This window comes from Streptomyces sp. NPDC048825, assembly GCF_043198355.1.
Classification (GTDB): domain Bacteria; phylum Actinomycetota; class Actinomycetes; order Streptomycetales; family Streptomycetaceae; genus Streptomyces; species Streptomyces xiangluensis.
In genome coordinates, this window is the sequence record NZ_JBICUR010000021.1 from 91,397 (window position 1) to 116,428 (window position 25,032).

Annotated in this window: 19 protein-coding genes; 10 read left to right on the forward strand and 9 right to left on the reverse strand. The window is 69.3% G+C overall.

The window, feature by feature from the left end; genetic code table 11:
* Positions 1 to 158: 158 nt before the first annotated feature.
* The 5 genes from ACGFNK_RS37815 to ACGFNK_RS37835 all read left to right on the forward strand — a co-directional run bounded on the left by ACGFNK_RS37815 (position 159) and on the right by ACGFNK_RS37835 (position 6,716).
* Complete coding sequence (locus tag ACGFNK_RS37815) at positions 159 to 917, forward strand: NUDIX domain-containing protein (RefSeq protein ID WP_165339202.1); 759 nt, start codon at positions 159 to 161, stop codon at positions 915 to 917.
* Positions 918 to 1,007: 90 nt separating this feature from the next.
* On the forward strand, positions 1,008 to 2,780 hold the full coding sequence (locus tag ACGFNK_RS37820) for an ATP-binding cassette domain-containing protein (RefSeq protein ID WP_393423429.1): 1,773 nt from the start codon (positions 1,008 to 1,010) through the stop codon (positions 2,778 to 2,780).
* Between the two features lie 153 nt (positions 2,781 to 2,933).
* Positions 2,934 to 3,821: a FadR/GntR family transcriptional regulator gene (locus ACGFNK_RS37825; protein ID WP_393423431.1), complete on the forward strand. Its 888-nt coding sequence runs from the start codon at positions 2,934 to 2,936 to the stop codon at positions 3,819 to 3,821.
* A gap of 405 nt (positions 3,822 to 4,226) precedes the next feature.
* Positions 4,227 to 5,768: an RNA polymerase sigma factor gene (locus ACGFNK_RS37830; protein WP_393423433.1), complete on the forward strand. Its 1,542-nt coding sequence runs from the start codon at positions 4,227 to 4,229 to the stop codon at positions 5,766 to 5,768.
* A 129-nt stretch (positions 5,769 to 5,897) separates the two neighbouring features.
* Complete coding sequence (locus tag ACGFNK_RS37835) at positions 5,898 to 6,716, forward strand: S1 family serine peptidase (RefSeq protein ID WP_393423435.1); 819 nt, start codon at positions 5,898 to 5,900, stop codon at positions 6,714 to 6,716.
* A gap of 217 nt (positions 6,717 to 6,933) precedes the next feature.
* On the opposite strand, the gene ACGFNK_RS37840 is transcribed toward ACGFNK_RS37835, so the two are convergent.
* Positions 6,934 to 7,164 (reverse strand): hypothetical protein, encoded by a 231-nt coding sequence (locus ACGFNK_RS37840; RefSeq protein WP_165255467.1) that lies wholly within the window; start codon positions 7,162 to 7,164, stop codon positions 6,934 to 6,936.
* Between the two features lie 444 nt (positions 7,165 to 7,608).
* On the opposite strand from ACGFNK_RS37840, the gene ACGFNK_RS37845 reads away from it, so the two are divergent.
* Positions 7,609 to 9,732, forward strand: coding sequence for a type IIA DNA topoisomerase subunit B (locus ACGFNK_RS37845; protein ID WP_393423437.1), 2,124 nt, complete (start codon positions 7,609 to 7,611; stop codon positions 9,730 to 9,732).
* 95 nt (positions 9,733 to 9,827) lie between these two features.
* On the opposite strand, the gene ACGFNK_RS37850 is transcribed toward ACGFNK_RS37845, so the two are convergent.
* The 5 genes from ACGFNK_RS37850 to ACGFNK_RS37870 all read right to left on the reverse strand — a co-directional run bounded on the left by ACGFNK_RS37850 (position 9,828) and on the right by ACGFNK_RS37870 (position 15,521).
* Positions 9,828 to 10,520: a response regulator gene (locus tag ACGFNK_RS37850; protein WP_393423439.1), complete on the reverse strand. Its 693-nt coding sequence runs from the start codon at positions 10,518 to 10,520 to the stop codon at positions 9,828 to 9,830.
* Positions 10,521 to 10,804: 284 nt separating this feature from the next.
* A complete protein-coding gene (locus ACGFNK_RS37855) occupies positions 10,805 to 11,485 on the reverse strand; it encodes a response regulator (RefSeq protein WP_393423441.1) in 681 nt (226 codons plus the stop codon).
* Complete coding sequence (locus ACGFNK_RS37860) at positions 11,482 to 13,188, reverse strand: ATP-binding protein (RefSeq protein ID WP_393423443.1); 1,707 nt, start codon at positions 13,186 to 13,188, stop codon at positions 11,482 to 11,484. The genes ACGFNK_RS37855 and ACGFNK_RS37860 overlap by 4 nt, the downstream gene beginning before the upstream one ends.
* A 71-nt stretch (positions 13,189 to 13,259) precedes the next feature.
* On the reverse strand, positions 13,260 to 14,210 hold the full coding sequence (locus ACGFNK_RS37865) for a sucrase ferredoxin (RefSeq protein ID WP_393423445.1): 951 nt from the start codon (positions 14,208 to 14,210) through the stop codon (positions 13,260 to 13,262).
* Positions 14,211 to 14,261: 51 nt separating this feature from the next.
* Positions 14,262 to 15,521: a citrate/2-methylcitrate synthase gene (locus ACGFNK_RS37870; RefSeq protein WP_393423447.1), complete on the reverse strand. Its 1,260-nt coding sequence runs from the start codon at positions 15,519 to 15,521 to the stop codon at positions 14,262 to 14,264.
* Positions 15,522 to 15,627: 106 nt separating this feature from the next.
* On the opposite strand from ACGFNK_RS37870, the gene ACGFNK_RS37875 reads away from it, so the two are divergent.
* Entirely contained in the window at positions 15,628 to 16,794 is a 1,167-nt protein-coding gene (locus ACGFNK_RS37875; protein ID WP_393423449.1) for a citrate synthase/methylcitrate synthase, read from the forward strand.
* 89 nt (positions 16,795 to 16,883) lie between these two features.
* On the opposite strand, the gene ACGFNK_RS37880 is transcribed toward ACGFNK_RS37875, so the two are convergent.
* Positions 16,884 to 17,123: a hypothetical protein gene (locus ACGFNK_RS37880; protein WP_393423451.1), complete on the reverse strand. Its 240-nt coding sequence runs from the start codon at positions 17,121 to 17,123 to the stop codon at positions 16,884 to 16,886.
* 340 nt (positions 17,124 to 17,463) lie between these two features.
* Positions 17,464 to 18,261, reverse strand: a complete 798-nt coding sequence (locus ACGFNK_RS37885; protein WP_393423453.1) for a DUF6082 family protein — start codon at positions 18,259 to 18,261, stop codon at positions 17,464 to 17,466.
* 88 nt (positions 18,262 to 18,349) lie between these two features.
* Between ACGFNK_RS37885 and ACGFNK_RS37890 the strand changes: the two genes are divergently transcribed.
* The gene (locus ACGFNK_RS37890; RefSeq protein WP_393423455.1) at positions 18,350 to 19,486 is read left to right on the forward strand and encodes a CobW family GTP-binding protein; all 1,137 of its coding nucleotides are present in this window, start codon (positions 18,350 to 18,352) and stop codon (positions 19,484 to 19,486) included.
* A gap of 7 nt (positions 19,487 to 19,493) precedes the next feature.
* Here the strand turns inward: ACGFNK_RS37890 and ACGFNK_RS37895 are convergent, their stop codons facing one another.
* Positions 19,494 to 21,944 carry a DNA topoisomerase (ATP-hydrolyzing) subunit A gene (locus ACGFNK_RS37895; RefSeq protein ID WP_393423457.1) on the reverse strand — a complete coding sequence of 817 codons (2,451 nt, stop codon included), beginning with the start codon at positions 21,942 to 21,944 and terminating at the stop codon, positions 19,494 to 19,496.
* A 236-nt stretch (positions 21,945 to 22,180) separates the two neighbouring features.
* On the opposite strand from ACGFNK_RS37895, the gene ACGFNK_RS37900 reads away from it, so the two are divergent.
* Together ACGFNK_RS37900 and ACGFNK_RS37905 are read left to right on the forward strand one after the other, a co-directional pair.
* On the forward strand, positions 22,181 to 23,524 hold the full coding sequence (locus ACGFNK_RS37900) for a M16 family metallopeptidase (RefSeq protein ID WP_393423459.1): 1,344 nt from the start codon (positions 22,181 to 22,183) through the stop codon (positions 23,522 to 23,524).
* Complete coding sequence (locus ACGFNK_RS37905) at positions 23,521 to 24,912, forward strand: M16 family metallopeptidase (RefSeq protein ID WP_393423461.1); 1,392 nt, start codon at positions 23,521 to 23,523, stop codon at positions 24,910 to 24,912. The genes ACGFNK_RS37900 and ACGFNK_RS37905 overlap by 4 nt, the downstream gene beginning before the upstream one ends.
* The last annotated feature ends 120 nt before the right edge of the window (positions 24,913 to 25,032 follow it).

Genomic DNA, 25,032 nt, shown 5'->3' on the forward strand with positions numbered 1-25,032 from the left:
TTCCTCTGCCGCGTATCGGCGCGTATGGCCACCCCGGGACCGAGGGGATCAAGAGTCGGCGGCCTCCCACGACGTCCATACCGGGGCGGAGTGGATCAGCCGTCCCGGTGACCGGCGAAAGGAGTGCTTATCGTCAGGCAGACGACTATGATCGCGACATGCCCTACGACCCGTCAGCCTTCCCGCCCTTTGCCGTCACCGTTGACCTGGTCGTATTGACCGTGCGCCGCGATGCCCTGTGCGCGTTGGCGGTACGCAGGGGCGAGCCCCCGTTCCAAGGGCGGTGGGCGCTGCCCGGCGGGTTCGTGCGGCCCGACGAGGACCTGGCGCAGGCCGCCGCGCGGGAACTGGTCGAGGAGACCGGGCTGTGCGCCCACGACCCGGATGCCCCCGCGCAGGACAACGGCGCGCACCTGGAGCAGCTCGCCACCTACGGCGATCCCAAGCGTGACCCGAGGATGAGGGTCGTCAGTGTCGCCCATCTCGCGCTCGCCCCCGATCTGCCCGCGCCCAGGGCGGGTGGCGACGCGAACAGCGCGCGCTGGGCCCCCGTCGAGGAACTGCTCCAGCGGGGCGGGTACGGCCGCGACGGCGAACAGGCGGCACCGCTCGCCTTCGATCACGCGCAGATCCTGGCCGACGGTGTGGAGCGCGCCCGCTCCAAGATCGAGTACTCATCCCTGGCCACTGCCTTCTGCCCGACCGAGTTCACCGTGGGGGAGCTGCGTCGTGTGTACGAGGCGGTGTGGGGAGTGGCACTCGACCCCCGCAACTTCCACCGCAAGGTGACCGGCACTCCCGGCTTCCTCGTGCCCACCGGAGGTACGACCACCCGGCAGGGCGGCCGCCCCGCCCAGCTCTTCCGCGCGGGCGGCGCCACACTGCTCAATCCGCCGATGCTGCGCCCCGAGGTCTGACACAGTACTCGGCTCGACCGGTACGAGGGCCGTTCCGGGGCGGGGTCAGGGTGCCCGAAAAACCGTACATATCGCGCTATCTTGCCTTGGGTGATCCAGGCCATCGGACTGACAAGCAACCCTCGCAAGGAGCTTCCGCCCGCCGTCGACGACGTGTCCTTCGAGGCGCACGCGGGACGCGTCACGGCGCTCCTCGGAGCCCCGGGCGCGGGCAAGACGACGGCGCTGAGGCTCATGCTCGAGCTCCAACAGGGCCGCGGAATCACCCACTTCAGAGGCCGTCCGCTGCACCGCATCCCCCATCCCGCACACGAAGTGGGTGTGCTCCTCGGAGAGGTGCCGGGGCATCCGGCGCGCACGGTCCGCGGTCAACTTCGCATGCTGTGCGCCGCCGTGGGCGTGCCTGTCCGTCGCGCCGACGAAGTCCTCGAAGCGGTGGGTCTCGTCAGCCTCCGCGACGAACGCCTCGGCACGCTCTCGCGGGGTATGGACCGTCGGCTGGGCCTTGCTTGCGCGCTGTTGGCCGACCCGCACACGCTCGTTCTCGATGACCCTGCCGACGGGCTCTCGGTCCGTGAAAGCCGCTGGCTGCACGGAGTTCTGCGCGCGTACGCCGCCGGGGGCGGCACCGTGCTGTTCACCACGGCCGACCCGAAGGAGGCCGCGCGGACCGCCGACCGGGTCGTCACGATCGAAGAGGGCAAGCTCGTAGCCGACCAGGAGGTCGCGGACTTCGCCCGCACTCGGCTCCGGCCTCGCGTCGCCGTCCGCAGCCCTCACGCCGCCCGGCTCGCCGCCCTCCTCACCAAGGAGGCTCGCACCACACGGCGTTCCGTCGAAGTCGTGCGAGAGGACGGCAGCCGCCTCTCGGTGTACGGAAGCACGTGTGCCGACGTCGGTGAAACCGCGTACCGCCACGGCATCCTCGTACATCAACTGGCCGACGAAATCGGCGACATGGGGCCAACGGCAGGCCAGCCGCCCGCGGATGACTCTCAGGAGGCCGAGGCGTCCCCGAGGCCCGCCGAGCCGGAGGACGCGGATGTCCTGTCCCCCCTCCCACCTCCCATCACCGTCCGCCAAAGCCGCAATCCGCTGCGCCCCCTGCGCTACGAACTGCGCCGCGCGGCAGGAGTCGGCACCGGTTACCTCACCGCGGCAGCCGTGCTCGCCACCTCCGCCGTCACTTCCGTACTCCTGGCACGGGTGGGACACACGCCACAGCCGCGGCTGCTCGCCGCGTGGCCGCAGCAATTCCCGCTGCCGCCCGCGGCGCTCGGCGCGGGACTGCTCGGCGCCGTCGCCTTCGGCGACGAGTTCCGCCACCCCGCCCTGGCCGCGGACCGCGGCACCGTCCCCCGCCGCCTGGGACTGCTCGCCGCCAAACTCCTCGTCGCCGCCGCCACCGCGCTGATCCTGGCCATCCTCACGGTGGGCGTGGACGCCGAACTGCTCTACATCGTCTACGGACGGGAGGTCGCCGGAGTTCCCGCCGACTGGCCTTCACTGGGCGCCAGTTGGATCGGCCTCGTGGTGGGCTGCGCCTGGGCCGGCGTGCTGGCCGCGGGCGTCTTCCGGTCGACGACCGCCGGACTCGCGGCCGTTCTCGCCGTGCCGATCGTCGTCGTACCCCTCGTGCACAAGGTCTTGGAGGGGCCGTCCGTGCGGACCGCGACCGGGCTTTCGATGCGACTACGTGAGTTCGTGCTGGCGCAGTGGCCCTTCGGCGGCGAGAGATATCTGGCCGCTGGAGCACAGGCGATCACTCAACCCGTGGGCGGTGCACTGGTGTTGTCGCTCACCGTCCTCATCTGCACGTACCTGCTCACGACCCTGCGAAGCAGGGTCCGATGGCCGCTGTGAGCGGCACACGCGTTCCCCGACGCGCACAACTCATCGGGGAACGCCCATTTCTTTCCGATAAGGCGTCAATTGCGACGGGGTGAGCGATCACCCTTTCGTGTGCTTTTCACCAAAGCCCTCAAGGCAGTTGGGGACGACGCCGACAAAGGATGCGTGACTACCCTTGCGCACACCATGATGACCGCCGCCCGCTCCGCAGACTCCGGCCTCGTCGGCCCGGGCGAACTCGACCGCTATCCCTACGCGGAGGCCCCCGGCGTCGATCGCGTCGGCGTCCCCGCGTGGGAGGGCACGGACCCGGAGCTGGGCCGTGTGGGCAGGCGGGCCGGGGGCTCCCGCGGCCGCGGCCTGCACGGCCAACTCGTCCAACAGCTCGGCCAGATGATCGTCTCCGGAGACCTCGGAGCGGACCGCCCGCTCGTCCCCGAGGAGATCGGCCAGCGGTTCGAGGTCTCCCGCACCGTCGTCCGTGAATCACTCCGCGTCCTCGAGGCCAAGGGCCTCGTCAGTGCCCGCCCCAATGTCGGCACACGGGTACGGCCCGTGAGCGACTGGAACCTCCTCGACCCGGACATCATCGAGTGGCGGGCCTACGGTCCGCAGCGCGACGACCAGCGGCGTGAGCTGAGCGAGCTGCGCTGGACGATCGAGCCGCTGGCCGCCCGCCTCGCCGCCGGACACGGACGCGAGGAGGTGCAGCAGCGGCTCGCCGACATGGTCGAGATCATGGGGCACTCCATGGCGCAGGGCGACGCGCTCACCTTCTCGCGCGCCGATGCGGAGTTCCACTCGCTCCTCATCCAGGTCGCGGGCAACCGCATGCTGGAGCACCTCTCCGGGATCGTGTCGGCCGCCCTCCAGGTTTCCGGCGGCCCGATCGCCGGCTGCGACCGGCCGAACGAGATCTCGCTTGCCCACCACGCCCGGATCGTCGACGCCCTGTCCGCCGGTGATGGAGCGGCCGCCGAGGCCGCCATGCGTCAACTACTCACCGTCCACCCCGAGGTGGAGCGCGTGGTGCCCGCCCCGCGCGAGCACTGACCGCGCACCGAGACGCAGTCGGGGACATGTCCCCTCGCGCGGCATCGCGCGGTCGGCGAACGATCCGCCGCCGGACTCTGCCGGATCCCCTCTGGGCTCCGGCAGAGTCCGGCGGTGTGAGGAAGCCTTGCGCCCACAGGTTGACCATCTTTGACCGTATCTGGCCGCATTTGGACGCTTACGGGGTGTGACTCGGGCCACGCAGATTGGGCGTAACACTCCTCGGAACAGCGCGATGACCTAAGAGGTGACAGCCGACGAGGGAATACGGACGCCGTTCATGGCGCTGTGTATCTTGGCGGCCCCCGCCCGCGCCGTTGGCTCATCCCCCAGTCGACGGTCGTCGGCTCCGGTCCACACTGGACGGGGCCGGAAGCCGTTTTCCAACGTTCCGAGAGGTTGTTCGTGTCGGCCAGCACATCCCGTACGCTCCCGCCGGAGATCGCCGAGTCCGTCTCTGTCATGGCGCTCATTGAGCGGGGAAAGGCTGAGGGGCAGATCGCCGGCGATGACGTGCGTCGGGCCTTCGAAGCTGACCAGATTCCGGCCACTCAGTGGAAGAACGTACTGCGCAGCCTCAACCAGATCCTCGAGGAAGAGGGTGTGACGCTGATGGTCAGTGCCGCGGAGCCCAAGCGCACCCGGAAGAGCGTCGCAGCGAAGAGTCCGGCCAAGCGCACCGCCACCAAGACCGTCGCGGCGAAGACGGCGACGGCCGAGCAGGCCACCGCCACCGCCGCTCCGGCGATGCCTGCCGTCGAAGCTCCCGCCGAGGACGCTCCCGCCAAGAAGGCCGCTGCCAAGAAGGCGACCGCCAAGAAGGCCGTCGCCAAGAAAGCCGTTGCCAAGAAGGCGCCGGCCAAGAAGACCGCCGCCAAGAAGGATGACGTCGAGGCGATCGACGAAGAGGCGGTCGAGGAGACCCCGGGTACCGGCAAGGCCGGTGCCGAAGAACCCGCCGAGGACGGCGCCCAGGGCTTCGTCCTCTCGGACGAGGACGAGGACGACGCGCCCGCGCAGCAGGTCGCCGCGGCCGGTGCCACGGCCGACCCGGTCAAGGACTACCTCAAGCAGATCGGCAAGGTCCCGCTCCTCAACGCCGAGCAGGAGGTCGAACTCGCCAAGCGCATCGAGGCCGGTCTGTTCGCCGAGGACAAGCTGGCCAACGCCGACAAGCTCGCTCCCAAGCTCAAGCGCGAGCTGGAGATCATCGCCGAGGACGGCCGCCGCGCCAAGAATCACCTCCTGGAGGCCAACCTCCGTCTGGTGGTCTCCCTGGCCAAGCGCTACACCGGCCGCGGCATGCTCTTCCTGGACCTCATCCAGGAGGGCAACCTCGGTCTGATCCGCGCGGTGGAGAAGTTCGACTACACCAAGGGCTACAAGTTCTCGACGTATGCCACTTGGTGGATCCGTCAGGCGATCACCCGCGCGATGGCCGACCAGGCCCGCACCATCCGTATCCCGGTGCACATGGTCGAGGTCATCAACAAGCTCGCGCGTGTGCAGCGTCAGATGCTCCAGGACCTGGGCCGCGAGCCCACCCCGGAGGAGCTGGCCAAGGAGCTCGACATGACCCCGGAGAAGGTCATCGAGGTCCAGAAGTACGGCCGCGAGCCGATCTCCCTCCACACCCCCCTGGGTGAGGACGGCGACAGCGAGTTCGGCGACCTCATCGAGGACTCCGAGGCCGTCGTCCCGGCCGACGCGGTCAGCTTCACGCTCCTCCAGGAGCAGCTGCACTCCGTCCTCGACACCCTGTCCGAGCGCGAGGCGGGTGTCGTGTCCATGCGCTTCGGTCTCACCGACGGTCAGCCGAAGACCCTCGACGAGATCGGCAAGGTGTACGGCGTCACGCGTGAGCGCATCCGCCAGATCGAGTCCAAGACGATGTCGAAGCTGCGTCACCCGTCGCGCTCGCAGGTCCTGCGCGACTACCTCGACTAGATCCCGGCCGTACGTCACTGGGCCCGGTCCCCGTACAGGGAGCCGGGCCCTCGGCGTGTGTGGAGTGCGCGCCACCGCCTCGTGAATCACTCTGGGTTTCTCATGACCACCTCTGAGTGAGGAGCGCGTATGCGTCGGCCCTTTGTACGACCGCTGGCTCTCGCGGCTGTAGCGGCCGTGATACCGCTGGCATCGCCCGCCCCCGCGGCGGCCGACAGCGTCGTCATCGGCGGCTATCCCGTCGAGATCTCCGAGAGCCCCTGGGTGGTGGCACTGGCGAGTCGTGACCGCTTCGGGGGTACGCGGGCCGGGCAGTTCTGCGGGGGTGCGGTGATCGGCCGGTCGACCGTGCTGACCGCGGCCCACTGTCTGGGCGAGGCGGCGCTGGGCGCACCGTTGGGGCAGGTCCGCGATCTGAAGGTGATCGCCGGGCGCGCGGACCTGCTGGGGGGCGAGGGCAGGGAGATCCCGGTACGCGCGGTCAGGGTCAGCCCGGCGTACGACAGCTATACGAACGCCGGTGACGTCGCTGTGCTCACTCTCACCGAGCCGCTGCCCGCGAGGTCGGTGATTCGCATGGCGGGCTCCGGTGACGCGGCCTACCGGCCCGGTACGGACGCTGTGGTCTACGGCTGGGGCGATACGACGGGCGGGGGTGACTTCGCTCACGCGCTGCGGGCCACCCGGGTGCGGGTGCTGTCCGACGCCATCTGCGAGGAGGCGTATCCGGGCAGTGCGGAGGGGAAGTACCTGGCCGACTCCATGCTGTGCGCCGGGGAGCTGGGCGGTGGCCGGGACGCCTGTCAGGGGGACAGTGGGGGCCCACTGGTCGCCCAGGGGCGGCTGATCGGCCTTGTGTCGTGGGGGAGCGGCTGCGGACGGGCTGGGAGCCCAGGCGTCTATACGCGGGTCTCAGGCGTCGTCAGGGCGCCGGGCGCGGGCCACTGAGGAGTACGTGCCAGTCACCAGCCGATGGCAGGAACGTACAGGCATGGTCGCCGGCTGGGGCGTACAGGCGTTGTCGCCTGCTGGGATGTACACAGGCATGGTGGCCCGCTGGGTTGTGCGGCCCACCAGGCATGACGACGGGCGGCTGCCCCTGCTGCCAGGGACAGCCGCCCGGTCACCGGCCTGTGCCGTGCTGGCTCGTCGTGGATGCGAAGTGTCAGCGCTCTTCTTCGTTGGCGCTTGCCGGGGCGGCCGTCAGCCGCTCCGTCTCGTCCTGTATCTCAGCGGCGATCTTCTTGAGTTCCGGCTCGAACTTGCGTCCGTGGTGGGCGCAAAAGAGCAGTTCACCACCGCTGAGGAGGACGACGCGCAGATATGCCTGGGCGCCGCAACGGTCGCAGCGGTCAGCGGCCGTCAGTGGGCTCGCGGGGGTCAGAACAGTAGTCACGTCGCCTCTTCTCTAGCTCGACGAGCTGTCGTACCAGGGTCAACATCCAACCAGGCCCAAAACGTTCCCGCTCGGGACTCTGCCTCGGAAAAATCTCGATCCGAGTCGGCTGTCTGCTGCCGGTTGGCGGCGAATGAGCCGTATTGCGTGTCTTTGTATCTTTACGGGTTCGCGCTGTCTGTCAGGGTCAAGTCCTCCCGGCTGGGTTGCCGGTTGTTCATGAGGACGTGCCCGGAGCCTAAATGGTTCATGCCTGGAAGGGAACGTGATATGTACTTCACTCAATCGAGGGATCGAACAGGCATGCGACGCTGGACTACCCTGAGTCGCAGACGAGGGTGGCGTTACAAGGGCTCTACCAGGCCTCTGTACCCTCGGACCGGCGACCGAAGCCGGTCCTTACCCTAAAGGGCCCCACTTGAAATTCAGCGAGGAGCGAACCGCGTGACCGCCGAGACGTCCGTGCCGTCCACAGCGCTGCTGACCGGAGCAGACCGGGACGGTTCCAACTACACCGCGCGGCACCTGCTCGTCCTCGAGGGGCTCGAGGCCGTGCGGAAGCGCCCGGGCATGTACATCGGATCGACCGACAGCCGCGGTCTGCTCCACTGCCTCTGGGAGATCATCGACAACTCCGTGGACGAGGCCCTGGGCGGGTACTGCGACCACATCGACGTGATCCTGCACGACGACGCATCGGTGGAGGTGCGGGACAACGGCCGCGGCATCCCCGTCGACGTGGAGCCCAAGACCGGTCTCTCCGGTGTCGAGGTCGTGATGACCAAGCTGCACGCAGGCGGCAAGTTCGGCGGCGGCTCGTACGCGGCTTCCGGCGGCCTGCACGGCGTGGGTGCCTCCGTGGTGAACGCGCTGTCGGCCCGCCTGGACGTCGAGGTGGACCGCGGAGGACACACGCACTCCGTCAGCTTCCGGCGCGGTACGCCCGGTGCCTTCAAGGGGGCCGGACCGGACGCGGCCTTCGACGCCTCGGCCGGTCTGCGCAAGCTCAAGAGGATCCCCAAAACCCGCACCGGCACACGCGTGCGCTACTGGGCCGACCGCCAGATCTTCCTCAAGGACGCCAAACTCTCCCTGGACACGCTGCACCAGCGCGCCCGCCAGACCGCATTCCTGGTGCCCGGACTGACCATCGTGGTCCGCGACGAGTACGGACTCGGCGAGGGCGGCAGCAAGGGCGAGGAATCCTTCCGTTTCGACGGAGGCATCAGCGAGTTCTGCGAGTACCTGGCGAGCGACAAGCCCGTCTGTGACGTCCTCCGCTTCTCCGGCCAGGGCAGCTTCAAGGAGACGGTCCCGGTTCTGGACGACCACGGCCAGATGACGCCCACCGAGGTCACCCGTGAGCTCGGTGTCGACGTCGCGCTGCGCTGGGGCACCGGTTACGACACGACGCTCAAGTCGTTCGTCAACATCATCGCCACTCCCAAGGGCGGCACCCATGTCGCGGGCTTCGAGCAGGCCATCACCAAGACGGTCAACGAAGTGCTGCGCACGAAGAAGATGCTGCGCGTCGCCGAGGACGACATCGTCAAGGACGACGCCCTGGAGGGCCTCACCGCGGTGGTGACGGTGCGCCTCGCCGAACCGCAGTTCGAGGGCCAGACCAAGGAGGTGCTCGGCACCTCGGCGGCCCGTCGCATCGTGACGAACGTCGTCTCCCAGGAGCTCAAGGCATTCCTGACCTCCACGAAGCGTGACGCCGCCGCCCAGGCCCGCGTCGTCCTGGAGAAGGCCGTCGCCGCCGCCCGTACGCGCATCGCGGCCCGCCAGCACAAGGACGCCCAGCGCAGGAAGACCGCCCTGGAGTCCTCCTCGCTGCCCGCCAAGCTCGCCGACTGCCGTAGTGATGACGTGGAGCGCAGCGAGCTGTTCATCGTCGAGGGAGACTCCGCGCTCGGCACCGCGAAGCTCGCGCGGAACTCCGAGTTCCAGGCGCTGCTGCCGATCCGCGGCAAGATCCTCAACGTCCAGAAGGCGTCCATCTCGGACATGCTCAAGAACGCCGAGTGCGGCGCGATCATCCAGGTCATAGGAGCCGGGTCCGGCCGGACCTTCGACATCGACGCGGCCCGCTACGGCAAGATCATCCTTCTTGTCGACGCCGACGTCGACGGCGCGCACATCCGCATCCTGCTGCTCACGCTCTTCCAGCGCTACATGCGACCGATGGTCGAGGCGGGCCGGGTGTTCGCCGCGGTTCCGCCGCTGCACCGCATTGAGCTGACTCAGCCGAAGAAGGGCCAGGACAAGTACGTCTACACATACTCGGACCGCGAACTGCGCGACAAGCTGCTGGAGTTCCAGAGCAAGGGCATCCGGTACAAGGACTCCATCCAGCGCTACAAGGGCCTCGGTGAGATGGACGCCGACCAGCTGGCCGAGACCACGATGGACCCCCGCCACCGCACCCTGCGCCGCATCAACATCTCCGACCTGGAGGCCTCCGAGCAGGTCTTCGACCTGCTGATGGGGAACGAGGTGGCACCGCGCAAGGAGTTCATCTCCAACTCGGCGGCGACCCTGGACCGTTCGCGCATCGACGCCTAGGCGCTCCGCTGGAAGCACGATGATGAACCTGCGGGCCGGTGTGGGCTGGTCGCGCAGTTCCCCGCGCCCCCTTACGGGGCGCAGGACGAAGTGCCTCAGGGTGCCACCCACGCGTAGCGGTGCTCGGGGCGTCCCGTGTCTCCGTACTTGAGGGTGAGCCGCAGTCGTCCGGCCTGTTCCAGGTGGCGGAGATAGCGCTGGGCGGTGGAGCGGCTGAGCCCGGTCTGGGCGGCGACCTCGTGGGCCGACAGCGGATGGTCGGCCTCGTGCAGGACTTTGCAGATCAGGTCCGTGGTGGGTTCCGAGTGTCCGCTGGGCGGGCCTGGCGAGGAGGCCGTGGGCGTCGTGCGCAGCGCGCCGAAGATCCGGTCGACCTGCTCCTGGCCCGACACGCCCTGGCCCTCCACGCGCTCGACGGTGCGGTGCAGGGCGGCGTACGAATCGAGGCGGGTGCGCAGCGCGGCGAAGGTGAACGGCTTGACCAGATAGTGCAGGGCGCCGAGGCGCATCGCGGCCCGCACGGTCTCCACATCGCCGGCCGCCGTGATCATGATGACGTCGCAGTCGTGGCCGAGTTCCCGCATCCGCTGGACGAGTTCGAGACCCGTCCGGTCGGGCAGGTAGTGGTCGAGCAGCACCAGGTCGACGGGTTCGCGGGCCACGGTGGCCAGGGCCTGAGCCGCGGTGTGGGCGCGGGCTGTGACCCGGAAGCCGGGCACTTTGCCCACGTACTGGGCGTTGATCTCGGCGACACGGAAGTCGTCGTCCACGACCAGGACGTCAATCATCGGGCCTCTCTTCCCGAGCCCGGGCGTGCATCGAGCCCGTGCTCCGGCTCCAGTGTTGTAGCGCGAGCAAAACGAGCACAACACGCTTTTGCAAGCAGAAGAAGGCCTTGCGCTCACAAGACTGCTGCTCTTGCACACGGCACCTCTACGGTCGCAAGGCGGGTGCGCAGACCCACAGTTGGCGAAGAAGCAGGCCGCGGGCTGAGTTTCCTCGCACGGCTGGCCTCCCCTGACAGCCGTGCAGAGGTGGGCGCGGTTGCGATTCCCGTACTTCGACCGTGCCCTCAGGCGCGGGTCGCCCAGACGTAACGGTGCTCCGGGCGGCCCGCGTCGCCGTACCTGAGGCTCAGCGTCGCCCTCCCGGTGCGCTCCAGGAGCTTCAGATAGCGCTGGGCGGTCTGCCGGCTGAGTCCCGTCCGGTCCGCGACCTCCTGGGCCGACAGGGGGCCTTCGGCGCTCAGCAGCGCCTGGCGTACGGCCTGCGCGGTGGTGGGGGAGTGCCCCTTGGGCAGATTCGGCTCCGAACCTGCGGAGAGAGCGCCGAAGATCCGGTCGACCTCGGCCTGTTCGGCCTCGCCTCCGCCGTCGAGGGTCCGGCGCAGCGCCGCGTACGCCTCCAGCTTGGCGCGCAGTCCGGCGAAGGCGAACGGCTTGACCAAGTACTGGAGGGCGCCGTGCCGCATCGCGGCCTGGACCGTGGAGACGTCACGGGCCGCGGTCACCATGATCACGTCTGTCTGGTGGCCGCGCCGCCGCATCTCCTGAACGACCGCGAGGCCCGTCTCATCGGGCAGATAGTGGTCGAGGAGCACCAGATCCAGCTGCGGCAGCGCCTCCACCTGCCGCAATGCCTCGGCCGCGGAGTGCGCCTCGCCCGCGACATGAAAGCCCGCGACCTTCTCCACGTAGGCGGCGTTGACCCGGGCGACCCGGGTGTCGTCGTCCACGACCAGCACCTCGATCATCGCGACTCCTCGTTGGTGGTCGTGGTGGCGGCCACGGCGGCTTCCCGCGCCTCGTACCTGACGCCGGCCCGTCCGGGCTCCGGGGCGAGTCCCGGCTCCGCCAGCGTCTCCGGCAGCACGATGGTGAACTCCGCGCCCCCGCCGTCCGCCTCCGCGACCTGAGCGCTGCCGCCCTGCCGCTCGGCGAGCCGCCGCACCAAGGAGAGGCCGATCCCTCGCTTACCGTGAGCCGGAGGCTTCTTGGTGGACCATCCGTCGGTGAAGATCAACTCGCGCTGTTCGGCAGGGACTCCGGGCCCGGTGTCCCGCACCCTGAGTACCGCCGTACGCCCTTCCGCGCGCAATTCGACCTCCACGCGCGCGTGCTGCTTGCCGGCGACGGCGTCGAGCGCGTTGTCGACCAGGTTGCCCACGATCGTGACCAGTCCCCGCGGATCGATCAGCTCGTCGGGAAACAGCGTTCTGTCCGAGATCCACAGCGCCACGCCACGCTCCGCCGCGACAGTGGCCTTGCCGACCAACAGGGCGGCGAGCAGCGGGTCGTGGATCTTCTCCGTGACCTGTTCCGCGGTGGCCCTGTGGTCGCCGACCACCTCTCCGACGAACTCCACGGCGTCCTCGTACATCTCCAACTCCAGCAGGCCGAGGAGCGTGTGCATGCGGTTGGCGTGCTCGTGGTCCTGGGCGCGCAGGGCGTCGATCAGGCCGCGGGTGGAGTCGAGTTCGCGCCCGAGCTGCTCCAGTTCGGTGCGGTCGCGCAGTGTGGCGACGGCGCCGCCGTCGTCGGTGGGCATCCGGTTGGCGACCAGGACGCGCTGACCGCGGACGGTGAGCAGATCGGTGCCGGTGAAACGTCCGGCCAGTACATCGGTCGTACGTCCCTCACCGAGGGCCTCGTCGAGCGGCTGCCCGACCACCTCGTCGCCGATGCCCAGCAGGCGCTGTGCCTCGTCGTTGAGCAGCCGGATCCTGCCGCCGCGGTCCAGGGCGACGACGCCCTCCCTGATGCCGTGCAGCATCGCCTCGCGTTCCGCGAGGAGCGCGGCGATGTCCGAGAAGGCCAGGTCGCGGGTCTGCCGCTGGACTCGCCTGGAGATCAGATACGCGGCAAGGGCGCCGACGGCCATTGCCCCGCCTGCGTACGCGAAGAGGCCCGGGATCGCGTTGAGGAGCCGGGCGCGCACGCTGTCGTACTCGATGCCGACGGACACCGCTCCCACGATGTCGCCCTCGGCGTCGCGCAACGGCACCTTGCCGCGCGCCGAGCGGCCCAGCGTCCCGCTGTCGATTTCCATGACCTCGTGGCCGGCCAGGGCCTGCCCGGGGTCGGTCGAGACGACGCTGCCGATCCGTTCGGGGTCGGTGTGCGACCAGCGCACGCCGTCCGTGTTCATCACCACGACGTACTCGGCCCCGCTGGCCTTCCGGATCCGCTCCGCCTCGAGCTGTACGGGCCCGTCGGCCGTGGGCCGCGTCGATGTCAGCTCCTCGGCGAGCTGCTGCTGCGCGGCCGTGGTCTGCGCGATCGCGAGGGCGCGGCGCATCGCCTGGTCGTCCAGCTGGTCGCTGAGCGGAGCGAGGAACAGGCCGGTCGCGAGCACGGCGACTCCGGCAGCGATCGCCACCTGCATCAGCAGCACCTGCGAAAACATCCGTTTCGGCATGCCGAGGCGGAGCCGACGGGCAGGGGGAGTGGGACTCATGCCTATGACCGTACGGGGGTGGGCGCGTCGAGCCGTAGGGGTGTGGCGTGGATCTCTGGAGTGAGCCGTGATCAGCGGGCTGCGAGACTTGCCGCAGCTGGACGGGCCAGTTCGCGCACCGCGAGTACGTCCATCCGGGCCGGGGAGCCGAGGGCAGAGCCGCAGCTTTCCTGGCGGGGCGGCAGCGAGGCGCCCTGGGCGACGGTGACGCGCCAGATGCGGCCGTCGGTGTGGGCGACGGTCACATCCCAGCGCGGCGCCGTGCCATCCGTGCGGACGACGCTGAGCGTGTCCGCGGCCTCCTCGCCGGTCGCCGTGCGTACCGCGAGCTCGGCCGCCTGGCCGGGGCGCTCCCAGGCGGAGCTCCCGCGGCACCCTTCGGTGACCACACGCCCTTCCCGTACGCCCTGGAGTATCTCCTTCACGGCAGGGGCCTCCGCGCGCCCGTACGCGTAGCCGAATGGCAGCACGAGCAACGTGGGTGAGAAGCGGTGGCCTCCCAGGTGGGTGACTTCCCACGCGCCGTCCACTCCGGAGGCGGCGAGTTCGGCAGCGAGGGGGCGGCCGAGGAGGGCGCAGCAGCGGTCGCGCTTGCCGTTGGTGCAGACGAGGGCGAGGGGGTCGCCGGTGTGGGGGCGGCCGTCGAGGACCATGTCGAAGGTGCCGGATGCGCCTCCGCCCAGGGCGGCGAAGTCAAGTTTGAGCAGCTGTTCGGGGTCTGACGTTGTGGCGCTGCGCAGCCATACGTTTCCAGGAGCGGTGTGGGCCGCGTACACCTGGCGCTCGGCAACCGTGTGGCAGTCGGCGTGCCGCCCAGGGCGGCGGATCAGTGCGATGCGTACGCCTGTGCCCTCCGTGGCCTTCTCCAGAGTGCGGCCGAGGTCCGGATCCAGATGGCTCGAGGTCAGCGCTTTGGCACCCCAGGGGCCGGGCTGTTCCAGCAGCAGCCACGTCCTCGCGGGGGCGGCGGTCCCCGCAAGGGGCTCGTCCAGGGCCCGGGAGACCTTCGTGCAGGTACTCACGGAGGTAAGCCTAACCTGAGTTAACTGGAGTGGCATTCGGGGCTTGCGGGGTCACAGATCCTGGAGCGGCTGAGGTGGCTGTGGGCCTACGTAGTGTCCGCTCAGGCGCATGCGCATCGGGGTCTCCTCGTACTCCTCCAGGACGTGGGCGATCCAGCCGGCCGTGCGAGCCACGGCGAAGATCGTCTCGCCCGCGGACGCATGCATGCCGGACGCCACTGTGAGGACGGCGAGGGCCAGGTCGGCAGTGGCGTGCAGGGGGGCGTGGCGGGCGGTGGTGGCGACGATGTCCTGGGCTGCGGCCAGCGGGGGCCCGGCCCCGGGGACGTCCTTGAGGAGGGCGAACAGTGCACGCGCGCGTGGGTCCTCGCCCGGGTAGAGAGAGTGGCCGAGCCCCGGGATGCGGCGCCCGGCGCGCAGTTCGTCCGCGACCACGGGGGCCGCGGTGCCCCGGTCCAGTACGTCGAGGATCAGCCGGTGCGCGAATCCGCTCGCCGCTCCGTGCAGCGGGCCTTCCAGGGCGCCGAGGCCCGCGGACACGGCGGCGTACGCGTGCGCGCGGGCCGATGCGGCGACACGGACCGCGAGGGTGGAGGCGGCCAGGTCGTGGTCCAGGAGAAGGGCGAGTGCCGTGTCCAGGGCGTGCAGTGAGGCGTCATCGGCCTTTCGGCCGCTGAGTCGCCCCCACAGGCGGTGGGCCAGCGGACCCCGGTCCCGATGGTCGCGCCGCAGGGGCGGCAGTGCGGCGACGAGCGTGGGGATGAGGCTGCGCGCGGTGCCGAGCACTGCCTCCTCGGAGAGGTCGAAGCGCAGCGGGTCCGCGGTCGCCGCGGCGATGGCCGCGACGCGGAGCCGGTCGGTGGGATCGGCGTGCTCGGGCAGCGCGTCGACGGCCTGGCGGGCGACTGCGACGGATGCCTCCGGGGCGGTGAAGGTGACGCCGGGGCGCAGCACGCCCGTCCACAGCCACTCGGCGACCTCTTCGTAGGAGTGGCGCGTGGCCAGTTCGGTCGCTTCGACGCCACGGAAGTAGTAGCGGTCCTTCTCGATGAGAGTGATGCGGGTGCGTACGGAGAGCCCGCCCGCACTCGGTGAACTCCCGCTCGCCTCCCGCCTGTTGCGTCGCGCGAGCGCCTCCACCTCCTTGGCGTCGAAGGTGCTGCCCCGGCTGCCCGGTTCACGGCGGCTGCTGAGCTGACCGCGACTCACATACGCGTACACCGTCTCGGGCTTCACGCCGAGCAGCTCGGCGGTCTCCTTGGTGCTGATCCGTCGGCCTTCGCGGGCGGGAGCCGGTTCTTGATCCCTCATGGCGTCACCGTATCTGTATGGATCCCTACGGTTATAGATTGATTCAATCAATATTGACAGAGAGGCAGTCAAGCATGGACAGTCGAATCAATTCCAGGGAGGGAATATGCAGATCAACCGTGCCGAGACCGCCTCTGTAGACGTACCGCGGGGACTCGCCGGCGTCGTCGTCACCGACACAGCACTGGGCGATGTCCGGGGGTTCGAGGGCTTCTATCACTATCGCCAGTACTCGGCCGTCGAGCTCGCGCAGAGCCGAGGATTCGAGGACGTCTGGCATCTGCTGGTCCATGGTGAACTGCCGGATGCGGCACAGCGTTCCGCCTTCGTGGCGCGGACCGCCTCGCTGCGGCGGCTGCCCGACGAGGTGCTGGCCGCCCTGCCCGCGATCGCGGCGGCGAGTGGGCGGTCCGGGCCGCTCGCAGGCATGCGGACCGCGTTGTCCCTGCTAGGTGCGGCGCGAGGGTTCCGGCCGGTGTACGACAGTGACGCGGACCAGCGTCGTGCGGACGCGCTCGCTGCGGCGGCTGCCGTGCCGACGTTGTTGACGGCGCTCTACCGGCTGGACCGTGGCCTCGACCCGGTGGAGCCGCGGGACGATCTGCCTCATGCCGCCAACTACCTCTACATGATGACGGGTTCGGAACCTGAGCCGGAGCGGGCCCGGGCGATCGAGCAGTACTTGATCTCAACCATTGACCATGGATTCAACTCATCAACGTTCACGGCCCGGGTGATCACGTCCACGGGGGCGGATGTGGCGGCCTGCCTCGTGGGTGCGGTGGGGGCCCTTTCCGGGCCATTGCACGGCGGCGCCCCGAGCCGGGCGCTGGACACTCTAGATGCGATCGGGACGCCCGACCGCATCGACTCCTGGGTCCGCGAACGAGTGCTCGCCGGTGACCGCATCATGGGCTTCGGTCATGCCGTCTACCGCACCGAGGACCCTCGCTCCCGCATGCTCCGCGGCATCGCTCAGCGGTTCGGCGGCCCTCTTGTCGACTTCGCGGTCGAGGTGGAGCGCCGAGTGGAGGCGATCCTCGCGGAACTCAAGCCCGGCCGCGATCTCCACACCAACGTCGAGTTCTACGCGGGCGTCGTCATGGAACTGTGCGGTCTCCCCCGCGCGATGTTCACCCCCACCTTCGCCACGGGCCGCGTCGTCGGCTGGAGCGCCAACATCCTGGAACAGGCGCAGGACTCGAAGATCATCCGTCCGGTGGCGCGGTATGTGGGGCCAGGGGCGCCGGTGGCGGTGCCGGCGGTGGCTTGACGAACGAATGCCCGGCGCCATGGCGGCGCCGGGCCTTTCAGGTCGCGGGTCACCCAACGCCGTTGACGGCTTGGGTGACCGTGACTGCCTCAAGCATCGGGAATATCGGCCTTTGCCCGTACCAGGGTCTCGCGCGTGATCACCACGATTCGTTCGTAGTCGGCGCGAGCTGCGTCGGCGGGTAGCTGTGAGTCGAGAGAAGTAGTTGCGTCTGTGCCGATGATGGCGAAATTTCCGTCGGCCAATTCGAAAATATCTGGGCAAGTTGCGCCAGAAGCGCTACCTCGCACGCGTGGAGATACACCGAGGCGACGGATGATCTGACTCACAGTTGTTTTCCCTTTTCCGGTAGCAATGCACCTAGTACCTGCGCACTCGCTGCGCGGTGCGTTGCTGCCCGGTAGGGCTGAGCCTCGACAACCGGCGTACCTGCGCACTTTGCTGCGCGGTGCGTTGCATGCCCGGTAGGGCTGAGCCTCGACAGCCGACGGTGGAGTGACTTCCTCGTGGTGGTCAACTCCATGCGCGGTCGCGCAACAGTCAACCACCACAGTAGTCACAGCTAAAGCTCGTTGTTGCCGCTTCACTATGCTTCGCCGAGAGAATACCCACAAAGAGTGGCGAAACGTGGGCGGAGTTTACATGTAGCGCCGAGGTGGACACCGGGGGTTATTGGTCGCCGGGCGGCTCCCCGACCACCCACCACTCGTCGATGTCCGCTTCCTCCAGTTGGCGCAGCAGGTCGTCGACCATCAGTCCGAGTTCGGCCTCTTCTGAGTTCGCGATGCTCGCCCGCTGCTGCTGAGTGGCATGCCAATACTCGCGCACGATCGGGTTCTGGAAAATGCCCCGAACGTGCCCGAAGAACTCATCACGGCTTATATTGCCGATGCGGTAATAAAAGAGCAGATTCGTGTATAGAGCGTTGGCGAACAGGTACTGGCGGCGCTTCTTGGGAGACACGGGCACCTCATAGAGGTCCAGCACCTCGGCCAGCTCGGGGTCGTCTATGGCCTTGCTCAGCAGTTCCCAGTGCAGGCGCTGCTGGTTGGCGATGTTGGTGTGCTGCTGCGTGTGCGCGGTCTGCTCCAGATGCTCCAGGCGCAGACGCAGTGACTCGAGCGTGTGACGGTGCGCGGCCATGGTGGCGAGAACACCTGCCACCATGCCGATCCCTGCTGCTGCCGCGGCGGAGCTCAGCCCGCGTATTCCGCGCTTCTGTGTGACCATGTCAACCCCCGAATCAGGCGACCGTCCGCCGGTCGTCGGGTGCGGGTCGACAGGAAACGGACCGGCGAGCGGGTGGGCGGCGCGCTTGCCGCCTTCCAGGGTGCCGAGCGGCTCTGATCGGCTGGGAGGCGGCGAAGAGGGCGCACAGAGGGAAGCGCGGGTCGCGTTTCCTGGCGCCATGCCCAACGTGTGCCCCGCGAGCGCCGCTAACAATCGTTCACTTCGCGGGGTTTCCACCGGCTCGTATCCTGAGTTGGCATTCAATCCTCGTAACGAGAGCCGGTCCACGAGCCGGTGCACGCATCGGTGTGAGAGAGGTCGCGCGTTGAGTCCTGCGAGCCCCCAGCAGATCCCGGTCGTCGTCCTCGCGGGCTTCCTCGGCTCCGGTAAGACCACGCTGCTCAACCACCTCCTGCACAGCAGCGGAGGCAGCCGTATCGGGGCCGTCGTCAATGACTTCGGGGCGATCGAGATCGACGCGATGGCGGTTGCCGGGGCGTTGGGGGACTCGACCGTCTCCCTCGGGAACGGGTGTCTGTGCTGCGCGGTCGACGCAAGCGAACTCGACGTCTACCTGGATCGGCTCGCCCAGCCCTCGGCCGGTATCGACGTCATCGTCATCGAGGCGAGCGGCCTCGCCGAGCCGCAGGAGCTGGTGCGGATGCTCCTCGCCAGTGAGAACCCTCGCGTCGTCTACGGCGGGCTCGTGGAGGTCGTCGACGCCGCCGAGTTCGACGACACGAGGCAGAAGCATCCCGAGATCGACCGGCACCTCGGCCTGGCCGATCTCGTCGTCGTCAACAAGGCGGACCGGGCAGAGGACCCCGAGCGTGTACGCCGACTCGTCCGGACGCTGAATGATCGCGCCGCCGTCGTCCCCGCCACGTACGGGCGGATCGACCCGGCGCTCCTCTTCGACTGCCAGCCGTCCACGGAGCGGATCGGGCAGCTGTCCTTCGACGACCTGCATGAGGACGGCCCTGAGCACGGCCCGGGGCACAGCCATGGCGAGGATCACGAGGACGGTAGCCGGCACGCCGGACACCTGCACTCCGCCTACGAATCCCTCGCCTTCACCTCCGAAGTGCCCCTCAGCCCGCGCCGGTTGATGGACTTCCTCGACGGCAGGCCGGAGGGTCTCTACCGCATCAAGGGGTACGTCGATTTCGGCGCGGCAGACATCCGCAACCGCTATGTCGTGCATGCCGTGGGCCGGTTCCTGCGGTTCTACCCGGAGGCCTGGGCGCCCGGCGAGGAGCGCCTCACCCAGCTCGTCCTCATCGGCTCCGGCATCAACGCCCCCGCTCTCGGCAAGGAGTTGGAGGCGTGCAAGGAGGACGCCCCGCACACCGACGAGCACAGCATGTGGGGCGTCCTCCGCTACGTACAGGACCCCGAGGTACAGGACCTCGACGTACAGGCTCAGAGCCCGGAGCCCGTGGAACCGAGCCCCGAAGCCTGAGGCCTGATCACACCGGTCCCGCCACCACCGACACCGTCTTCGGCAGTGAAACGCCCGAGCCGTCGCGGCGCGGGTCCATCTCCGGCAGGTCGGCCGGCGTGCCGTTCTTCTGCGCGGCCCGGGCCGGAGCAGGGCCGGCCCAGGCCAGGCTGAGGCAGTCCTCGCCCTTCAGGAACCGCTGGCAGCGCACACCGCCCGTGGCGCGGCCCTTGCGCGGGTACTGGTCGAAGGGCGTCAGCTTCGCGGTCGTCTGGACCGAGTCGTCGAGCGTGCCGCGCGAGCCCGCCACCGTGAAGACCACCGCGTCCACGGCCGGGTCGACGGCCGTGAAGGAGATCACCTTGGCCCCGTCGGTGAGCTTGATGCCCGCCACGCCGCCCGCGGGCCGGCCCTGCGGGCGCACCTGGGAGGCCTGGTAGCGCAGTAGCTGTGCGTCGTCGGTGATGAAGACGAGGTCCTCCTCGCCCGTGCGCAGCTCGGCCGCGCCGACGATCCGGTCGCCCTCCTTGAGTGTGATGACCTCCAACTCCTCCTTGTTGGACGGGTAGTCGGGCACCACACGCTTGACCACACCCTGCTGTGTGCCGAGCGCCAGACCCGGCGACGACTCGTCGAGCGTGGTCAGGCAGACGACCTCCTCGTCGCCCTCCAGGGTGAGGAACTCCGCAATCGGGGCTCCCCCGGCGAGGTTGGGTGCCGCGGTCGTCTCGGGCAGCTGTGGAAGGTCGATGACGTTGATGCGCAGCAGCCGTCCGGCCGACGTGACCGCGCCCACCTCGCCCTGGGCCGTCGCCGGGACGGCCGAGACGATCAGATCGTGCTTGGCGCGCTTGCCGTCGCTCTCCCCGAAGGGGTCACCGTTCGCCGTACGCGCGAGAAGTCCCGTCGACGACAGCAGTACCCGGCACGGATCGTCGGCCACCTGCAGCGGTACGGCCGCGGCGGTGGCCCCGGAGGACTCGAGCAGCACCGTACGCCGCGAGGTGCCGAACTTCTTGGCCACCGCGGCCAGTTCACCCGACACCAGCTTGCGCAGCTCGGCGTCCGACTCCAGGATGCGGGTCAGCTCCTCGATCTCGCTCTTGAGCCGGTCGCGCTCCGACTCCAGCTCGATGCGGTCGAACCTGGTGAGCCGGCGCAGCGGGGTGTCCAGGATGTACTGCGTCTGGACCTCGCTCAGCGAGAAGTGCTCGATCAGGCGCTCCTTGGCCTGTGCGGAGTTGTCGCTGGAGCGGATGATGCGGATGACCTCGTCGATGTCCAGGAGGGCGACCAGCAGCCCCTCGACCAGATGCAGCCGGTCCCGCTTCTTGCTGCGGCGGAACTCCGACCTCCGCCGCACGACCTCGAAGCGGTGGTCGAGGTAGACCTCCAGAAGCTCCTTGAGGCCGAGCGTGAGGGGCTGGCCGTCCACCAGCGCGACGTTGTTGATGCCGAAGGACTCCTCCATGGGAGTCAGCTTGTAGAGCTGCTCCAGGACGGCCTCCGGTACGAAGCCGTTCTTGATCTCGATGACCAGGCGCAGGCCGTGCGCGCGGTCGGTGAGGTCCTTGACGTCGGCGATGCCCTGCAGCTTCTTGGCGCCGACCAGGTCCTTGATCTTGGCGATCACCTTCTCCGGGCCCACGGTGAAGGGGAGCTCCGTGACGACGATGCCCTTCCTGCGCGCCGTCACGTTCTCCACCGACACCGTCGCGCGGATCTTGAAGCTGCCGCGGCCCGACTCGTACGCGTCCCTGATCCCGGAGAGGCCGACGATCCTTCCGCCCGTGGGCAGGTCGGGCCCCGGGATGTGCCTCATGAGCGTCTCGAGATCGGCGCCCGGGTAGCGGATCAGATGCCGGGCGGCGGCGATCACCTCGCCGAGGTTGTGCGGCGGCATGTTCGTGGCCATACCGACCGCGATGCCCGACGCACCGTTCACCAGCAGGTTCGGATATGCGGCCGGGAGGACGCCCGGCTCCTGCTCCTGGCCGTCGTAGTTCGGGGCGAAGTCGACCGTGTTCTCGTCGATCGACTCCGTCATCAGGGAGGTCGCGTCGGCCATCCGGCACTCGGTGTACCGCATGGCGGCCGGCGGGTCGTCGTTGCCCAGCGAGCCGAAGTTGCCGTGGCCGTCCACCAGGGGCAGCCGCATCGAGAAGGGCTGAGCCAGGCGCACCAGGGCGTCGTAGATCGACGCGTCGCCGTGGGGGTGCAACTTACCCATGACCTCGCCGACGACGCGGGCGCACTTCACGTAGCCGCGGTCGGGGCGCAGCCCCATCTCGTTCATCTGGTAGACGATGCGGCGGTGCACGGGCTTGAGACCGTCACGGGCGTCCGGCAGGGCCCTGGAATAGATCACCGAGTACGCGTACTCGAGGAAGGAGCCCTGCATCTCGTCGACGACGTCGATGTCGAGGATGCGCTCCTCGAAGTCGTCTGGCGGCGGGGTCTTCGTGCTGCGGCGGGCCATCGCTGCTGCGACTCCTTCACAGTGTCTGCCGGGGCATGAACGGGTTCTGACGAGCTCCATTGTGGACCGCCCCACTGACAACCCGGACCACGCCCCATGCACAGGGGTCCGGGCGGGCACCGGCCCGCTCGCTCTCGGCGTAGCCGTTCCGGGAACTTCGCCAGCTGTCAGCGCGCTTGCATACAGTGGCATGACTAGCAGGAATTCAGCAGTTTTCCGCGATCGAAGGGACGTACATGCCCATGGGTCACACGGCCACCGTCGAGGCCGGCTCCGGCGGGCTGACAGCGACCGAGCACCGCCTGGCCAACGGCCTGCGCGTGGTGCTCTCCGAAGATCATCTGACCCCGGTCGCGGCGGTGTGCCTCTGGTACGACGTCGGCTCGCGCCACGAGGTCGAGGGACGTACCGGACTTGCCCACCTCTTCGAGCATCTGATGTTCCAGGGCTCGGGCCAGGTGAAGGGCAACGGCCACTTCGAACTGGTGCAGGGCGCGGGCGGTTCGCTGAACGGCACGACCAGTTTCGAGCGCACCAACTACTTCGAGACCATGCCCGCCCACCAGCTGGAGCTCGCCCTCTGGCTGGAGGCCGACCGCATGGGCTCGCTGCTCGCCGCGCTCGACGACGAGTCGATGGAGAACCAGCGGGACGTCGTCAAGAACGAGCGCCGCCAGCGCTACGACAACGTCCCCTACGGCACCGCTTTCGAGAAGCTGACCGCCCTCGCGTACCCGGAGGGCCACCCCTACCACCACACCCCGATCGGGTCGATGGCCGACCTGGACGCGGCCACGCTGGAGGACGCGCGCGCGTTCTTCCGCACCTACTACGCGCCCAACAACGCCGTCCTGTCGATCGTCGGCGACATCGACCCGGAGGCGACGCTCGCCTGGGTCGAGAAGTACTTCGGCTCCATCCCGGGGCACGACGGCAAGCCTGCCCCGCGCGACGGCACCCTGCCGGACACCATCGGCGAGCAGCTGCGCGAGGTCGTCGAGGAGGAGGTCCCGGCGCGCGCGCTGATGGCCGCCTACCGGCTCCCGGAGGACGGCACGCGCGCGTGCGACGCGGCCGACCTCGCCCTGACCGTCCTCGGCGGCGGCGAGTCGTCGCGCCTCTACAACCGCCTCGTGCGCCGGGACCGTACGGCTGTGGCGGCCGGTTTCGGTCTGCTGCGCCTGGCCGGAGCGCCCTCCCTGGGCTGGCTCGATGTGAAGACCTCCGGCGATGTCGAGGTCCCCGTCATCGAGGCGGCCGTCGACGAGGAGCTCGCCCGGTTCGCCGAGGAGGGCCCCACGGCCGAGGAAATGGAGCGTGCCCAGGCCCAGTTGGAGCGCGAGTGGCTGGACCGGCTCGGTACTGTCGCCGGCCGCGCCGACGAACTGTGCCGGTACGCCGTCCTGTTCGGCGACCCGCAGCTCGCCCTGACCGCCGTACAGCGTGTGCTCGACGTCACGGCCGACGAGGTCCAGGAGGCCGCCAAGTCCCGCCTGCGCCCCGACAACCGCGCGGTGCTCGTGTACGAGCCGATCGCCACCGACGAGGAGACCGCCACCGACGAGGAGAGCGCCCAGTGACCGAGGCCACCGTGACCATGGACTTCCACCCCCAGCCCCAGGCCGGCGAGGCCAAGCCCTGGGCCTTCCCGGCGCCCGAGCGCGGTGCGCTCGCCAACGGCCTGACGCTGCTGCGCTGCCACCGCCCCGGCCAGCAGGTCGTCGCCGTGGAAGTCCTCCTGAACGCACCGCTGGAGGCCGAGCCGAAGGGCCTGGACGGTGTCGCCACGATCATGGCGCGTGCCTTCTCCGAGGGCACCGACAAGCACTCCGCCGAGGAGTTCGCCGCCGAGCTGGAGCGCTGCGGCGCCACGCTGGACGCGCACGCCGACCACCCGGGCGTACGCCTGAGCCTCGAAGTCCCCGTGTCGCGGCTCCAGAAGGCGCTCGGCCTGCTCGCCGACGCCCTCAGGGCGCCCGCCTTCGAGGACAGCGAGGTCGAACGCCTCGTCCGCAACCGGCTCGACGAGATTCCGCACGAGACCGCCAACCCGGCCCGCCGCGCCGCCAAGGAGCTCTCCAAGGAGCTCTTCCCGGCGACCTCGCGCATGTCGCGCCCGCGCCAGGGCACCGAGGAGACGGTCGCGAGCATCGACTCGGCGGCTGTGCGCGCCTTCTACGAGAAGCATGTACGCCCCGCCACCACCACCGCGGTCGTCGTCGGCGACCTCACCGGTGTCGGCCTCGACGCGCTGCTCGGTGAGACGCTCGGCGCCTGGACCGGCTCGCCGGCCGAGGCGCGTCCCGTGCCTCCGGTGACCGCCGACGACACGGGCCGCGTGGTCATCGTCGACCGTCCCGGAGCCGTCCAGACACAGCTGCTCATCGGCCGCGTCGGCGCCGACCGGCACGACCGTGTGTGGCCCGCCCAGGTGCTCGGCACGTACTGCCTCGGCGGCACCCTCACCTCGCGTCTTGACCGCGTCCTGCGCGAGGAAAAGGGCTACACCTACGGTGTGCGGGCGTTCGGACAGGTGCTGCGCTCCGCTCCGGACGGCACGGGCGCCGCGATGCTCGCCATCAGTGGCTCGGTGGACACGCCGAACACCGGCCCGGCGCTCGACGACCTCTGGAAGGTGCTGCGTACGCTCGCGGCCGAGGGCCTGACGGACGCCGAGCGCGACATCGCCGTACAGAACCTGGTGGGCGTGGCGCCGCTCAAGTACGAGACCGCGGCCGCCGTCGCCGGCACGCTCGCCGACCAGGTCGAGCAGCACCTGCCGGACGACTTCCAGGCGACGCTGTACCGCCAACTCGCCGCGACGGGCACCGTGGAGGCCACCGCGGCCGCCGTGAGCGCCTTCCCGGTGGACCGTCTGGTGACCGTCCTCGTCGGGGACGCCGCCCAGATCGAGGAGCCCGTCAAGGCCCTCGGAATCGGTGAAGTGAGCGTGGTCCCGGCCGAGTAGAGCCGCCGCACATCCCCGGGGACCCTGGAGGCTTATGAGCCTCCAGGGTCCTTCTTTGTCCAAATTGATTGGATTGGTTGGGAGTTGATATGGAGGTTGTGTGTCTGCGCTGTGGCGTGC